We start from the raw sequence: 15,917 nt of genomic DNA on the forward strand, positions 1-15,917 counted from the left end.
CTTTAATCAATTTAAATCGATGTCACTTTTATAAGACATTGCTCTGGGTTTTGCCTTGTGAGATGCTGGCTGGGATTTCTTAGGCGGTTGGGGAGGGCGACATCTCTCACAATATAAAGGTCGAGGACCGAAAGTCTCGCGTTTTGTCAGATCGTTACACTCTTTACAGACAAACTGGAAAACACGAGTATGAATCTGTCTTTTATGCGCCCTGACAGTATATTCTCTAACATCAATGAATTTACTTGCCATAATCAGGAATTGTGAATTGCCGACGTTATCAATGTCCTATCAATATAGCTATTCAAGCAAATCAAACCGCATCAGTGTGTGTTTATGTAGAAGTTTTATTCAAATTAGTGAATTTGACATCTAGACATAAAGTGCAGATGAGCAATTTGAGAGTTAGCTGTTGACTATATCTCTCAGCATATAATTGGTGGTGAACAAACACTAAGCTAACGCGCCCAGATATTGCACAAACTCCGTGTAGACCGTCATTCGTCATTAGTCATTAGTCATTTGTGTTTACTAAGGACAAAGGACAATTGACAAAGGACAAAACACCAGTTGATGTGCTTTTCTTTTTGCGTAACAGCTTACTACCATTCTTTAGGCGCAGGCGATTTACATTGCCCCGCTCATAAAAGTTGGTAGGAGAAAGTGCAGGATTATTTACTTTCACTACTATTGATTGGCAAATCAAGCGATCGCCAGTGTCTCTAATAGCCCATCATAAAATTACCGCACTCCTAACCCCTCATCTTCATGCTAGATGGGTAATGCTTAATGAAGCCATTCCTGTCTAAAGAACAACCGCCTCCTGTTTTAGGAGGCGGCGATCGTTGTTAATCAAAGTATGATTCCAATAAGTTTGATCCCTCTATTAGTAGTATGTCAAGTCAACTTCACGGGGTCAATAACTTTGTAGTCAGAACTTTAGTCCTTTGTTAAGTACTCAAGTGCTTATTACTAACCCATGAATTTCAACTTGACAGACTACTGCTGACTGGGAGTAGCAGGTTGTGATTGAGGTTGTTGGCGTAAACGACGCAAAGAGTCCCGCAATTTATTCTGGCTAGTATTATCTCTTCGCCGCCGCCGATTTGTAGTTTCTTGTGGCTTTTGTGATGAATCGGTAGTCGTTTGCTCGCGCCGGATGCGGCGTAGGGACTCTCTTGCAGTTCCTTGAGTAGGAGTTGTTCTAGCTTCAGATGATGAGTTTCTCGCAGGACTTTCTGCTCTTTGAGGTTCCAGTCGCCGACTAAATCCAGATATTGCTGGTCTTGATGGGGGTGCCAACTCTCTGCGCCTACGTCTTGGAGTTTCCTGTGTAGAGTTAGCAGCCGTTGTTTGCTGGCTTCTCTGTGTCTCTTGTGCTTGTCTTTGTGTTTTCCGTTCTTGAACTTGGCGCGATCGCCGTGAGCCTCTGATAGCATATTCAGTGGCTATAGATACCCCTTGTCTACCACCTTGTGTGGGTTTTAATTTCCAGTCACGCGCTTGTCTGGCGGTTTCTTCATCCAAGTCGCGGTTTCCACTAGAGCGAGCAATCCGCACATTAGTAACATTACCTTGTGCATCAGTATCTACAGCTACTTCTACTCTGCCTTCAACTCCTCGCCGTCTTGCTGCCTCTGGATATTTAGCATTACATTCGCGGCAGGCTGCACGACCATTACCATTACCTGAACTGTTAATTTTTGGAGGTGTAGGCGCTGTTGCTACTGTGGGACGGTTTCCTGTTCTACTACCAATTCCACTACCAGTGCCACTACCAATTCCACTACCAGTGCCACTACCAATTCCACTGCCGATGCCGCTACCAATGCCACTACCAATGCCACTGCCTGTGCCACTACCAGTGCCGCTACCAGTGCCACTACCAGTGCCGCTACCAGTGCCAGTTCCAGTTCCACTGCCAATGCCACCGCCAGTGCCAGTGCCAGTACCTCCGCCAGGGCCAGTACCGCTATTTGTACCTACAGGAATACCACTACCAGAGCCTAAACCAACACCAGATCCGCCGCCACCGCCACCGCCACCGCCACCGCCACCGCCACCGCCACCTGCTAAACTTGCTTTGGAATCAGACGGAGCTGATTGTGGAATGCGTGCAGATTTCACAGGTACTTCTGGTATCGCTCGTGGAATAGGTGCAGATTTCACAGCAACTTCTGGCTTGATCGGAATTGCTTTTGGGGGCGTATTTATCGGCTGTGGCTTCTGAGGGACTGCTGTAATCTGTTCAAATTGCTGCTGAACTTTTTCTACTGGTGGAGTTTCTATAGGCTGTTTTTGGACAACCTCTGGTTCTTTTTTTATTTCTTCTGGAATCTCTGCAATTGGTTTTTCTGGTTCCGCAGTCGGAGAATCCACGATCGCCACCTCTATTGGTTCTTCTTCTCCTGTAGGCACTCTCGTCAAATAATTACTTATGCCTGAGGACAGTACGCCGATATGCAGCGCCAGTGAACCTATTAGACTGTAAGTCAGAAAAGACTTGAGAGCCTCAACTTCTTTGGAACGTTGCTCGACAGTAATGCCGGAAAAGCTCATAGCTATTGCTACCTATTCTCACTAATTTAGCTATCTTAGAATGCAAGGTTACAAATATCAAGTAAACAATTCAAATTATTTGGGATAGCTTTACAGAACCCCGGACTCGGATACACATCTTTTTAAACCATCAATATCATAGTTTTTGGACAAAATTAACTTTTATTGCAATTAAATTAAATTAATTTATGTAAAACAAACGAACGAGTAAATAAAAATCATGAACGTTCCATTTGAAAAAATTCTCATTATATTTTATATTCTGTTGAGAATAAGTTTCAGCTTTTCTCTAGATTCTGGTAGTCTGGTTTTGTATTGTGGATGACGTTATAGAGGCACTACATGGGAATTCAGAATTTGTTTGCAGCAGGTGGTATCGTCATGTGGCCCCTGTTGGCGTTTTCGGTAGTAGGTGTGGCACTGATTGTCGAGCGGATTAGATTTTGGGTAAGAATCAATCAGCGTCAAAACCGGGTGGTGCGAGATGTTTTGAATCTCTACCGTCTCGATAATATTGTCGGTGCAATGGATAAACTTCAGAAAAACGCAGATTTGCCACTGGCTCGGATTTTTCTGGCGGCTTTAGAATTAGAGGAGCCAAATCCAGAGGAGTTTCGTTTGGCGTTAGAAAGCGAATCGCAGGCTGAAATACCTGTGTTAAAACGTTTCCAAAACCTTTTTGAGACAATCATTAGTCTGGCACCACTGTTAGGTCTTCTCGGCACAGTATTAGGATTGATAGCTTCTTTTGCTTCCCTAAATCTTGGTGATGTGGGAGGTAGCAAAACGGCAAGTGTTACGGCTGGGATTAGTGAGGCTCTAGTATCAACTGCATCAGGATTGATCGTTGCTATATTCATACTCATGTTTGCCAATACCTTCCGGGGACTGTACCAACGGCAAATTGCATTAATTCAGGAGTATGGGGGACAGCTAGAATTACTTTACCGCCGTCGCTATGAACGAGGAGAAAAAACCTATGCGTCTACCAGATGAACCAGAACTTCCGCTCCAGATCAACATCGTGCCGATGATTGACGTGATTTTTGCAATTTTGACATTTTTCATCATGTCAACTCTGTTTTTAACACGTTCGGAAGGTTTGCCAGTAAATTTACCGAAGGCCGCCACAGCGAAACAACAGCAAGTTCCCACTAAAATTACCATTACGGTAGATGAAAAAGAACAGGTAAGCCTGAACCGTAAACCAATTGCAGTTGATGATTTGACAGCGCAAGTGCGGACTTTAGTTGGTTCTAACCCAGAAGTATTAGTGATTATTAATGCTGATGAAAAAGTTGATTATGGTCGGGTGGTGGCGGTAATGGATCGGGTACGTCAGGTTCCGGGAGCTAAATTAGCGATCGCTACCCAAAGAGAGTAAATAGATATATTAGGCATCAGAAGTTCAGAGAGTCAGGAAAATTCTATATTCTGACTCTTAACTCCTTCTTATCTAATAGACATCTCCAGCAATTTATTATGCATTGGCCAAAATCCTTGTTATACACAATTTATTAATTTTGCCTACCTAATTTTCACCAGATGTTTAATTCTAACGGCTGTAACTTTTATCAAAACAGAATTCAGGAGCCAGAACGAGCGTCTTCATTCTGACTCCTGACTTCTGAATTCTGACTTCTTCTTCAATGGTGTAGGTTTTGCCAAAGTTAAGTTTCAACCGAATGCTTCCATTCTAGTATCTACAATCACGACATAATCCAAACTGACTTGATAAATTGCTAATTACACGAACAAAATAAGGCATAGCAAATTTATACAAGCAGGTAGATTATCTAATGACTATTCCAGAGTCAATTAAAAAATTCATTACATGGATACAAGGTTTTGACCATCGTGTTTTACATAATGAAGATGAGATAAAAGAAAAGTTGATTTTGCCAATGTTCCGTTATCTCTGCTATCCAGAGATATGTCATCGTGAATACACTTTGAAAACACATCAATCAGAAACACACACTAAAAATCCAAAAATTGCTCAGATTTATTTTGCCACAGATGATGTTAAAAAACAAAATATAGATACATCACTAATTTTGGTAGAAGCGATAGAACTTTATAAAACTAAGTTAAATAAAGCTATTGAACAAGCTAAATTTTATAGTAATCATTTTAATACACTATTTTTTATTCTCACCAATGGATCTGAAATTAAGGTTTTTCAGCGCCTAGATTATAATCGAGAAGAATTAGTATTTGATCTAAATATAGATGCTTTTAAAAATAACGATATCGCCTCAAAGTTTTATAATAAACTCAATTTTGATATAGTTAAAAATATCGATAAAATTACGGTCGATATTTTGACATATTCTAAATTTAACTTAATAGAAAAATTAATTATACGCCATCCAGATTTACAGTATTTTTTAGAACAATGTGATTTTGAGCCTTCTTCAACACTAGAAGGTTGTCACTTAGTTGTTGTTAAACCAAAAGTAGCGATCGCCTGTAATTTACCTAAAGCTTTTGGAGAAGGTAATTGTCAAATAGAATTCAGTAGTATTCTTTTTAAAGGTTTAAAAATCCACTTAAATCATCAAGATATTTTAGGTAAATTAATGACTGGATTGTACACTCAACCAGATTGGGGGTGTCGTCGTTTTTTAAAACAGATAGATAAAGATAGTTTTACAGTAAATTTGGGTCAAATAACAGTTATTTTATCAAAGTTAGAAGCAATAGACTTGTGTTTGTGTATTGATGAAGTTTGCCAAAAATATCAAAATTTAATAATTGAATTTGAGAATGCTCTAGAAACATGGAATTTTGAATTCGTAAACTTTTCCGAAATTCGTGGTTTTATACTTTTTTCTGTTAAGCAAGAATTATGGGAGTTAATGCAGCAGTTTGTTAAAGAATTTAATTATAAAAAAGGCAAGTCAGAATGGCATCTATTTCATAGAAAAAATCTATCAATTAGAGTGAGTAAAGGACTTTGCGATCGTGCATTTATCTTCGCCAAACCCTACAGAAATTTATCTTTATTACCTAGCAATCAAATTAATATAATTTACGAGATAAATGATATTAATTTACAATCTATAGAAACAGCTAAATTTAGCTTTTGGCAGCAAGATATTGGAGTACGAGGAACTTGGACAGCTAGATATACCAAACAGTGGTTATTAGATAAATATATTCCCAAAGTTATTAATTATTACTCAAAAAAATCTCAACTATCTGAATCTGAATTGTTAGCAAAAATAACAAATTACAGAAATGAACGTGCGCTAATTAAAGAAATTGATAATATTAAAGATTTAGTACCTTATCTTCGTGACATCCAATCTTGGCTACATATCTATGTGGAAAATATTGCAGCTTCGCTATTGAAACCATATTACCAAGCCTATACAAATTTAGTGCGTAATACAGATTATTCCATAACAGGCATAGACTATATTATCGGAAATTTGCAGAGAGTTGAGTGGAAAAATACGCCAGAAGAAAATTATAACAATTCCATACACTGTAAAAACTTTACTTTTAAATATGCTATAGATTGCTTAGATCGGCAAGTAGTAAGAATCAATAATAGTGAATACGAGAATAGTTTCAAAGCAGATTTAATCACTCGGATATTTATTTGGATTATAGCAAATGGTAGAATATCTTTTTCACAAGCTCAGTTAAGTGCTGCTAAACAAGCTTTAATTCCACTTTGGGAACAAAGTCGTTTTGAAATGCGCTATATTTATCCTAATCAATAAAATTACATAATTTGCTGTAAATCCAACACAAACCCAGGCAATACATTTTCTCCTGATAAAGTAGTAGGATTATCTAATATCTCTACATCTTTACCTGGATGATAAATTTCCACGCGCTTGTTTTTGCGGTCAATTAACCAGCCTAATTGAGTGCCATTTTCGATATACTCCTGCATTTTCTCTTGTAATTCTTTCAACGAATCAGTACGAGAACGCAACTCTACTACAAAATCAGGACAAATAGGGGCAAATTTTTCTTGTTGTTCAGGGGTTAAAGCATTCCATCGTTCAATTTTCACCCAAGAAACATCAGGAGAACGTTCTGCACCATTGGGTAGGGTAAAGCCAGTTGAAGAGTCAAAACCTTTGCCTAATTTAGTCTGTTTATTCCAGATTCCTAATTCAACAACCATATCAAAGTTACGGTTGCCAGTCTCACTACCTGTAGGTGGCATAATTAATAATTCCCCTGATGCTGTGCGCTCAAATCGATAATCGCGGTTTTTCTGACACATTTGGAAAAATTGCTCATCAGTCAAGTCAATTTTCAATTTGAGTGTAGAAGGGAAAGTGGTTGTTGTGGCGTTCATAGGCTATTCTGAGCATCTTACTTTCTAGTGTAATGCTGTGTGGGGTGCGATCGCTGCTAGGAGATAATGGAGTGCGATCGCACTTTATTTCAATCTTTATTTTTTCCGAATAGGTGCAGCTTTACCCAAGTAAATTGTGTTGTCACCTGGAGGAAGAATAATCCAATTTAGCTGTATTAGACGAACTTTAAGATTAGTTATTGTTACACCCAAATCCTTTTGCATTGCATAAAGGTGAGACCATTTTGTTAAATCGTGTTCTGCTGCCATTTGTTCTAAAATAGAATGAGGCATCAATAAATAACTCGCAAAACGTTGAGCTTGCCACTCTATCTTTTGTAGTTGGCCACTAATGGCACGACACAAAAAAGGCTGCATATCTATTTCACCTCTAGCACCCTGCTTTATCAGTTCTTCAAACCGACCAGCCGTCTTTTGGTCAATATGTAGTTCCCAGTGTCCCAGTTCATGAGCTAGCGTTGATTCTTCAAACCCTTTGGGAAGTTTCAAAATATCTTCATTGATTTCAATTAAATGCTCCAATGGCAAAATCCTCGCTGCTATTTGTCCTTCAGCATCTGGCGGGATCTTATCCCAAACAACATTCAATCCTAAAAACTCTGCCACACGAGTTGCATCTAAAGGCCACTTGGGAATATACTTGGGTGTTTCCTGCATACGCTTGAGAATATTATTAGCCCTAGCCTCAATTTCGCTATCAGGAATATAGCGATACTGCTTAATGATACTCAACCTTGCTTCTCCTCATTTTCTGGTTGTGTAGCTTCTCGAAAGACTCTTTTAGCAAAATCTGGATTCTCCTGCATTCGACGAAACAAAGCAGGCATTGTCTTGTAATGTTGCTTGAGAAAATCCTCGTCACGCTGGGGAATACGACCAGCCGAAAAAATTAACTCTTCCTCATTTAAATCCAGATGCCGCGCCAGAGAACGAATGACATCTTCTTTTGGAGGATAGTCCGCGCGATCGTTCTCCAATTTAGACAGATAAGTGAAATCTAGCCCTATTAGTTTTGCTAGCTCACGCTGACTAAATCCCTTATCTTTGCGGGCTTCACGGATAAGCTGACCAAAACTTTGATTCACTTTTTTTCCTACTTAACTAAACATGATAACAAAGTGTTGACTAAAAAATCAATACACGTTAGGGTGTAGTTGAATAAAAAATCAACAAAGCTAATAAGGACACAAATTATAATGTGGCGACCGTATGTAAGTTTTAACATTTGGTCACAGTTTGCTTCATCTGTTGGACAAGAATATTGGCACTGTGATATGAAACGAGGTTTTTCCAGAGCGCGAAAAAAAGAATTATTAGTTAAAGCGCTGTTAGAGCAAGACACTATTCCTCAATATATTGGTTTACAGGCACAAAAGGGTATTTACGAATTTCACCAAAATATTCAGCTTTTGAAGCAATCAAATGGTGTAGGGACAATAGCAGAGAAGCTGAAATTAGACCAAGAGCCTGTGGAAGTTAAGCAGCGAATTATGAAAATTTTGACAAATTACTATCAGGAACCAATTCTCACTGGAAAGAATATTATCAAACTCAGTCGAGGTGATGAGGGAATTCCAGAACCGATTCTGATTCAACAAGGTAATTATTTTTTTAACTTATTTGTAGCTATTGACTGCATTTTTATTGAATCAGACGGTAGACTGCACATTTTAGATTTCAAAACAGGCACATCTAATTTTGATAGGCGACAAGCATTTGTCTACCTGTTGGCAGCTACTTATCTCTACCCTCAACAAAAAGCTGTTGCCTCATTTTACAACTTAGAAACTAAGAAATGGTCTGAGCCTATTACTGCCACAGATATTCAACTCAAGGCAATTCAATCTAAATTAGCCCAAATAGCCCAAGAACATCAAAAAGAATTGCGTCGTTACAAGCAAAATCCATCTGCATTTGCTGAAATATTTCCTGCTAATTCTGGAGTACCCTGTCGAAATTGTCAATTTACATCGATTTGTCAATTTTATCCATTGGAGGTTTCTGCATGACTGTTACTATTGCACCTACCCAAATTTATACTTCTTTCAGTGAAATTTTCCCAATTAAAACTTCACAACTTAAGTTAATGTGTTTTCGACTAACACCTGAAATTGACAAAAAAGATGGCAATAGATTGAGCTATCATTTTAGTCGAAAACTACCTGGAATTGTTGTTATATGGTACAAGCCTTATTTTTGGGTTTTGGCAGCATCTCATAAAGATTTACCAAGTAAAGAAGAATTACAAGAAGTATTGAAAAACATTCAAAATGAAGTAGAAGATTTTAAAGAACGCTTATTTGGTTTCCAATCAGTACGCCAGCCTCAACCTACACCTTTTATTCATTCTTTGTTAGCTATCCAGATTTTGAATAAAACTAAATTTGATTCTCCAGTTGTTTTGTCTGACAATGGAGTTTTAGTCAGAAGAGAACCAGATTTTTGGTCAGAGATTATCGAGTTACAAAGTGAGTTTCAACCTGCTCTTACTTTAACAGTGTGCAGTAGCATTGTGTTTCGTGATAATTTGGCTGATTTCTACGAAAAACATCCTCAACGGCAGAACTCAGAACAGCTTTTAATTGGTTTAAAAGTTCAAGAAATTGAACGAGGTAGTAACGCGACAATTATGGGTATTATTGGAACTATTGCAGAGCATAGAAATGAATTATTAGCAAAAGCTACTGGTTCAACTAGTAAACAAGCACTAAGAGATGCTCCAGACGCTCAACCTGTTGTTGCTGTACAGTTTGGAAAAGATACAAAACAGTTTCACTATGCTATGGCTGCTTTACATCCCTGTGTTACATCTGCCACAGCAGATCAATTTGAAGTTGAATACGGAAAGTTACTTAAGGCTACTAAAATTTTGCATCAAGACAGAACAAGTCTCTTGGCATCCTATAAAAAAATAGCAGGAGATGCTTTAACTGCTTATGGAATTCAACTAGAACGTAGTATTAATAGCATTCAATATCCAAATTTATTCTGGAAACCAGAATTTCCTATAGAGGAAACTCCTCTACTTTTTGGTAATAACTTTATAACTAAAAGAAGTGATGTTCTAAATGGTCTTAGAAAAGGTAAGGTTTATCATCGTCACCTTGATTTTCAAGATAAATCCAAAGTGATTCACATTGCAGCACTAAAGCTTTGTGATTTAAAAGTAGATCCGTTCCTGAATTTACTTAAGCAGCGTCTGGAACTATATGGATTTAAAAGCGAAGTTATTACTAAGCAAGCTTTATCACTGAATAACCTGACTAAGACTGAGGCAAGAGCAGAAATTGAGAAGAAAGTTAATGAATTAATTGAGATCCCACACGACATTATTGTAACTTTTTTACCTGAAAGCGATCGTCATGATGATGATACAAATGAGGGGAGTCTTTACCATCAAATATACTCTTTATTACTCCGTCGCCAAATTGCTAGCCAAATGATTTATGAAGATACTTTGAATAAATCTGGAAATTACCAGTATATCTTAAATCAGGTAATTCCAGGAATTTTAGCAAAGTTAGGCAATTTGCCTTTTGTTCTAACTGAAAACTTAAAAGATGGTGATTATTTTATTGGCTTAGATGTTTCTAGAATTTCCAAAAAAAGGCAAGCAGGAACAAGAAATGCCTGTGCTAGTATACGTCTTTATGGCAAACAAGGGGAGTTTGTTCGTTATCAACTAGAAGATGATTTAATTGATGGTGAAGAAATACCACCTAAACTATTGGAGCGATTATTACCTGCTGCTGAATTAGCAAACAAAACAGTATTAATTTATCGTGATGGTTCCTTTGTTGGAAATGAAGCTGATTACCTAGTAGATAGAGCTAAGGCAATAGGAGCTAAGTTTATTTTGGTGGAATGTAAAAAGTCTGGTATTCCCCGACTGTATAACTTAAAGCAGAAAGCTGTAATAGCACCTTCACAAGGCTTAGGGCTTCGTTTATCATCTCGTGAAGCAATTCTGGTAACAACTAAAGTTCCTGATAAAGTTGGTTTGGCTCGTCCTATACGTTTAACAATTCATGAGAAAGGACACCAAATCTCAATAGAAAGTGTTTTAGAAACTACTTTAAAACTTACGTTATTGCATCATGGAGCTTTAAAAGAACCTCGCTTACCTATGCCATTATATGGGTCTGACCGCATGGCTTATCTGCGTTTGCAAGGTATTCGTCCTAGTCGCATGGAAGGCGATCGCCAGTTTTGGTTGTAGAATTAATATCAACGCTACAGACATTCTGCATTCATCAAAACCGACTTTTTGCAGGTGCGATCGCAATGCAAACAACTTCTGGTTAAATTTTACTAAGGCTCTATAAGCTCGATATTTTAGAGGATAGAAAAATCTAGATGCTTTGGTTATCTCAATGGCTAGTGTTAGGAACTATATTTGTTAGCTTAACTTTTAGCACACCTTTGTTTGCCAGTCAGTCTATGAACCAACAAGATATCCAGATATTAATAGAAAAAGCTAAAGATGCATGGATCGCTCAAGATGTCGATGCTCTTGCACAATTGTTTACAGTTGACGGAGAATTAATTGTACCTGGTCAATGCTGGCGGGGGCAAGAAAGAATTCGAGAAGGACTTGCCAATTTTAAACAACAGTATTCAGATGTCAAAATAGACATCCAGCGGATTATTAGTGGAGCAAATCAGGCAGCAGTAGAATGGTACTACGAAGATACAGAAAAGGCGACAGGTCGTCGTAATAAAGCTGATGACGTAATTGTTGTAGATTTTAACGATAGTCAAATTAGTCGTTGGCGTGAATATTTTGACATACAAACGCCAACTAACAGATAGTTACATTAGTCGTGAAACTTCAACATCCTTAATTTATTTTGAATCAAGGATATTGGAGTTTCAAAACTAACTTGTAACGTAAAAAACACAAGACGTTATATCACCTTAGACCGCTCTGATGAAGAATTTCACCTTCCCTTCAGTGATAGTAAAGTGGAGGAAGCGACAAAAACTCCACACCGTCAAGGATTTTTATTGATTTACACTGTTCAAACATCTGTCATCGCTCTCCTTCGATGTTTGATATTGGGCCACAGCGGCATAACACCCATACAGTGCTGTCTGTTTTCATAAAACTAGAATAGCTAACAGTTGGGTGAAAAACTCTCTCTCCCAAGTATAAGCACTAGCCAGCCCTGAGATATAGCTATATTGTTTATACAAACTTGTCTAAAGCAAGATTTAAATTCTTTATAACTTTAGCTAGTCATTTGACGCTGTTGAGACTGTACTTGGTTAAACTGCTTTTGTTGTGGTGTTAATTGGCTGTAATCACTTGAAGATTGCATATCCCATTGTAATTCTGCTAGTAACAGTAAACTAACGGTCATAATTAGACCCGTTGAGAGAAACTGCATGACACCGCAGTATGGCAAAACTAAAATTCCCAGCAAATGAATAAACCCCGTCAGAATAAATGTGCGCGAACGCATTCCTACCCCAGTGCAAAAGTAGCCGATGGCACTTAATCCTAACCACAGTGGACACAAACGGATCAACACCTCTCCCCATCCCAAAAAAATGCTCAGATCGGTCAAGATTAAACCCGTTATGATTAAAATCGCCCAGCTATAAATAACCCAGCGTAGCTGTTCTACAGTTGCCCAAAACCAAGTTAAACTTACCATCCCAACTGCACCGAATAAGGTAAGCACTGACCACAAAATTGCTTGGCTACTCCAGCTAATGGGTAGAAACTGCGCGGTTACGAAAATTCCAGATGAAATTAATCCCCAGAGAATAAATGCTTGATCGACGCGAGTATAAAACTTTGAGAAGAGGGTAAAATGTCCAATTTGGTAGTTGAGACAGACTAGACCTTGAATATCTTGAAAATCTAGTTCTTGCTGTTTTTCACGCAGGAGCGGCTCAGAAAAATTGAAAAAAGTCATTGATAATCTATTACCCTTGGTAGATGAATAAATTATTACTCTATCCAAAGATATATTGTTATCTAAATATAAACAAGTAAAGAGTTCCCTTCGCTCACGGTAAGAACAGTGCATCGCTACGCTCAACAACTGGGCAGTTTTGCTCCAGCAAGAACTGCCCGACGCTCTCTGCGAGACGCTGCGCGCGCGTAGCTTGCTTCCCTGTAAGGGTACGCGGACTCGCTTGCCGCCGACGCTATCTGCCTCCTGCCTTCCTTGATAAAATCGGTTGTTTTCAATAGCGATCGCAACATGAAGATACCAAATAAGGCGCTATCAGTTTTTTTTGCTTAAGCGTGGTGAGGTAGCGGTTGCTCCTTGACTCATCCACGCTTAAGCAGCAACTAATCTAGCCCTCTATTTACGTACTAGGTTCAGCAGTTCTTTTGGAGAAGCCAACAAGTCAATCGCTACAAAGAAGATTTTGCCTTGGGGATCTAGCAAAAACCGCCATGCAATATTCATACCCACGCTGGCACCGAACCAAGGGGTTTGAACTTTGCCTGTAACTTTAACTTGGGTATAGCCATCTTCCACAGGCTCAGATACACCGCGCTCTGGGAGCATCTTCAATCCCTGACATTCTTCACGCATATAAGCACGAATTGCATTTTGACCAACAATTGGTCTTTCAAAAGGAGGTTGCAAAGCACCTTCAGAGGTAAACAGAGAAACCGCAGCATCAAAGTCATTGGCATTCATGTTGTTGATATAGCCAAGTACCGTAGGATTGTTGATGCCCTCAATGGTGACTTTAGTCCGAAATGCTGGTGCAGTGGGAGGAGCTACCGGCTCTGAAACTTTTTTATAACTACCAGGAGCATTCGGATCGAATCCCATGCTAATTACGGTATTGCGTAGGATGGTAATTTGTTGACCTGAATCTGCATTGCGGATAGCTTGTAACACATCGGCAGCTTTAGAAGAAAGCTTGTAACCTGGTGGGATGGGAGCAACGATTCCCTGAGCCATCCATTCTCCTAACTGATACCAAAAGCCCAACTTGATATTCACGGTGAAGGATGCATAAGAACGGCACAGAGGAGTGTCAGCACGGTTAGCCAAATCGTACATGACTTGGGTTTGAGCCTCAAAAGGCATCTGCTTAATTTGTTCGAGTAAGCCTTGTGCAAGGATCATGTTTGCTGCTCCAGGAGCCGCAACTGTAATACTTCTACCCATTTCGGTATAAGCAAACCAAAGTAATGCTAGTTGATCTTCAGCATTGAGCTTAGAGAATGATTCGACAACGGTTGGAACAACGTCAGCAACTAGGGTGCCGGGAAAAATACTTTGAGCCGACTGGATGGTAAAAGACATAGCAGAAATTCCAAAAAAATTACAGTTCTACGGAATGTGAAAAATTAAATGTGCAAAGAAAGAGCGATGAAAAATGCGTTTAAGTGTTAATAAAGGCACTCAGTAGTTTTTACATCACTAGAAAGCCTGTTGTAGACATAGATAGCTCTAATAAAGGCATAGTGATGCTGTTGCCGTTGAGTTTAGATACTTGGCAAAGCACTTGCAGGCTCAACTGCATAGTTATTTAGAAAGCCTTGATTAACGGTGGTTTAACGCATTGCTGGTGTTTATGTATCTTTATGTAAAGAAACATAACAAGTTCGTTACAAATAAGCAATACTTTCTCAGCTATCCACTGATAATTTCTCATTATTATGAATATAAGCTTTACTGATGTTAATTTAATGCAATTAGTACTTTTGTGTGCATAGGATTTCCATAATCCTTAGCTGAACCTATGCGCTATCGAGCATCACAAGCGTCACATCTGACTGTCAATATGGTTCGGTTAAGATTTTTTGATGAAAATTCTAGATCGCTAAAGACGCGATAAATCGCCGTCTCTACAATAATCGGCGATTCATAGCGTCTCTTGCCTTAACCGAAATGTATTGAGCCGACTGTAGACACGCCTAGCTCTCATACACATCCGAAATACACTACTCTCTTAGTACGGTTATTACTACTTTTATTTCTATGTCAAGTGCTTGCGAAAAATATTTACTATATTTAATATTCGTTTACATAAAGCAAAAACAAACAGTCAAAAATGGCAAGTAAAGGCTTTACCATTAATGAACGCAGTAAACTCAACAGATTTGCAATTGAACCCAAAGTTTATGTTGGTGAAATTCCACGGATAGGATTCACCAAATATGCTGAAAAACTCAATGGGCGTTTGGCAATGATTGCTTTTGTTTCACTCATAGCTGTGGAAGTTATCACCGGACACGGTTTGGTTGGATGGCTAACCAGCGTTTAAAGAAGATACTTTGAGATTTCTTAATTTTATTCACTTGACGAATAAAGCAATTTAAAGGCAAACTTACTTATGAAAACCGATTTTGATTATCCCAAAAAAGATTTAATTGGATTTGTTGTTTTTAGACCTGATTTCAACAACTTTGAGATTATTAATGCGAATCAAACCTGGTCATTGTTTTTTACTGTCGGTCAAGATGACAAAGGACTGGGACAAGAAATTGAGTTCGGCAGATTTTTCACTAACCTTTTAATTGCCATTGGAGTAACTGGAATTTTTTGGACGATTTACTTTAACTAATTAGGATGAGTAAGTTTGTTCATTTCTAATGTGTAGTAACTTCAACATAGGTCTTGGGTTTGGATACCAAGACTTCTTTTAAATTTTCAATAAGTTTAAAAAATTCTATTTAGCTTTGGAAAAAGTTTGATGTTGATTGGATTTATAAAGCTTCCCAATTTGTCGCGCTATTGTGGATACGTGGGCTTAGAAGTAGCAGAAATTGTTTCCAAACATCTTGCTGTTCAAAGTAAAACTTATGTAATTCAAAATAGAAGGGTATTGGTACATCAACTTTTAAAGTCTGGTCTGGATTCTCATACCGCAGATCGAACTGTTACTGTACTTGTATCAAGCCCAGTTTTACAATTAAGCAACAAAAACCAGTGTGCAATTAATTGTATGCGAGAGAAGCCATACAGGTAGTAAAAAGACGTGAGTTCGACAAATTAAAAAACAGCAGGAGGTAGTGCAGGTAAGTCTTTAG

The 15,917-nt window shown here is 38.4% G+C and carries 15 protein-coding genes; 8 read left to right on the forward strand and 7 right to left on the reverse strand.

The genetic code is table 11. The features are described from left to right. Positions 1-6: 6 nt before the first annotated feature. The gene (locus RM368_RS30910; protein ID WP_099099597.1) at positions 7-252 is read right to left on the reverse strand and encodes a hypothetical protein; all 246 of its coding nucleotides are present in this window, start codon (positions 250-252) and stop codon (positions 7-9) included. A gap of 747 nt (positions 253-999) precedes the next feature. Further along, on the reverse strand, positions 1,000-2,559 hold the full coding sequence (locus RM368_RS30915; protein ID WP_322697590.1) for a TonB family protein: 1,560 nt from the start codon (positions 2,557-2,559) through the stop codon (positions 1,000-1,002). A 342-nt stretch (positions 2,560-2,901) separates the two neighbouring features. Here RM368_RS30915 and RM368_RS30920 point away from each other — a divergent pair, with 342 nt between their 5' ends. From RM368_RS30920 to RM368_RS30930, 3 genes are all read left to right on the forward strand, one after another. Further along, on the forward strand, positions 2,902-3,555 hold the full coding sequence (locus tag RM368_RS30920; protein ID WP_322697591.1) for a MotA/TolQ/ExbB proton channel family protein: 654 nt from the start codon (positions 2,902-2,904) through the stop codon (positions 3,553-3,555). After that, on the forward strand, positions 3,539-3,943 hold the full coding sequence (locus RM368_RS30925; protein WP_094352241.1) for an ExbD/TolR family protein: 405 nt from the start codon (positions 3,539-3,541) through the stop codon (positions 3,941-3,943). Before RM368_RS30920 ends, RM368_RS30925 begins: the two co-directional genes overlap by 17 nt. Positions 3,944-4,358: 415 nt before the next feature. Continuing rightward, positions 4,359-6,293 (forward strand): hypothetical protein, encoded by a 1,935-nt coding sequence (locus tag RM368_RS30930; protein WP_322697592.1) that lies wholly within the window; start codon positions 4,359-4,361, stop codon positions 6,291-6,293. A gap of 2 nt (positions 6,294-6,295) precedes the next feature. Here RM368_RS30930 and RM368_RS30935 read toward each other — a convergent pair whose 3' ends face one another. From RM368_RS30935 to RM368_RS30945, 3 genes are all read right to left on the reverse strand, one after another. Then, complete coding sequence (locus tag RM368_RS30935) at positions 6,296-6,883, reverse strand: Uma2 family endonuclease (RefSeq protein WP_322697593.1); 588 nt, start codon at positions 6,881-6,883, stop codon at positions 6,296-6,298. A 96-nt stretch (positions 6,884-6,979) separates the two neighbouring features. Then, positions 6,980-7,636 carry an ImmA/IrrE family metallo-endopeptidase gene (locus RM368_RS30940; protein WP_322697594.1) on the reverse strand — a complete coding sequence of 219 codons (657 nt, stop codon included), beginning with the start codon at positions 7,634-7,636 and terminating at the stop codon, positions 6,980-6,982. Continuing rightward, the gene (locus RM368_RS30945; RefSeq protein ID WP_322676502.1) at positions 7,633-7,989 is read right to left on the reverse strand and encodes a helix-turn-helix domain-containing protein; all 357 of its coding nucleotides are present in this window, start codon (positions 7,987-7,989) and stop codon (positions 7,633-7,635) included. The genes RM368_RS30940 and RM368_RS30945 overlap by 4 nt, the downstream gene beginning before the upstream one ends. 111 nt (positions 7,990-8,100) lie before the next feature. Here RM368_RS30945 and RM368_RS30950 point away from each other — a divergent pair, with 111 nt between their 5' ends. From RM368_RS30950 to RM368_RS30960, 3 genes are all read left to right on the forward strand, one after another. Next, a complete protein-coding gene (locus tag RM368_RS30950; protein ID WP_322697595.1) occupies positions 8,101-8,913 on the forward strand; it encodes a PD-(D/E)XK nuclease family protein in 813 nt (270 codons plus the stop codon). Next, positions 8,910-11,123: a Piwi domain-containing protein gene (locus tag RM368_RS30955; RefSeq protein ID WP_322697596.1), complete on the forward strand. Its 2,214-nt coding sequence runs from the start codon at positions 8,910-8,912 to the stop codon at positions 11,121-11,123. The genes RM368_RS30950 and RM368_RS30955 overlap by 4 nt, the downstream gene beginning before the upstream one ends. 137 nt (positions 11,124-11,260) lie before the next feature. After that, positions 11,261-11,716, forward strand: a complete 456-nt coding sequence (locus RM368_RS30960) for a nuclear transport factor 2 family protein (RefSeq protein ID WP_322697597.1) — start codon at positions 11,261-11,263, stop codon at positions 11,714-11,716. A gap of 419 nt (positions 11,717-12,135) precedes the next feature. On the opposite strand, the gene RM368_RS30965 is transcribed toward RM368_RS30960, so the two are convergent. Next, complete coding sequence (locus RM368_RS30965; protein WP_322697598.1) at positions 12,136-12,828, reverse strand: hypothetical protein; 693 nt, start codon at positions 12,826-12,828, stop codon at positions 12,136-12,138. Between the two features lie 396 nt (positions 12,829-13,224). Continuing rightward, the gene (locus RM368_RS30970; RefSeq protein WP_322697599.1) at positions 13,225-14,187 is read right to left on the reverse strand and encodes an orange carotenoid protein N-terminal domain-containing protein; all 963 of its coding nucleotides are present in this window, start codon (positions 14,185-14,187) and stop codon (positions 13,225-13,227) included. 751 nt (positions 14,188-14,938) lie between these two features. On the opposite strand from RM368_RS30970, the gene RM368_RS30975 reads away from it, so the two are divergent. Beyond that, positions 14,939-15,151: a chlorophyll a/b-binding protein gene (locus tag RM368_RS30975; protein ID WP_322697600.1), complete on the forward strand. Its 213-nt coding sequence runs from the start codon at positions 14,939-14,941 to the stop codon at positions 15,149-15,151. Between the two features lie 69 nt (positions 15,152-15,220). Continuing rightward, positions 15,221-15,451 carry a hypothetical protein gene (locus tag RM368_RS30980; protein WP_322697601.1) on the forward strand — a complete coding sequence of 77 codons (231 nt, stop codon included), beginning with the start codon at positions 15,221-15,223 and terminating at the stop codon, positions 15,449-15,451. Positions 15,452-15,917 lie beyond the last annotated feature (466 nt).

Source organism: Nostoc sp. DedSLP03 (genome assembly GCF_034530815.1).
Lineage (GTDB): Bacteria > Cyanobacteriota > Cyanobacteriia > Cyanobacteriales > Nostocaceae > Nostoc.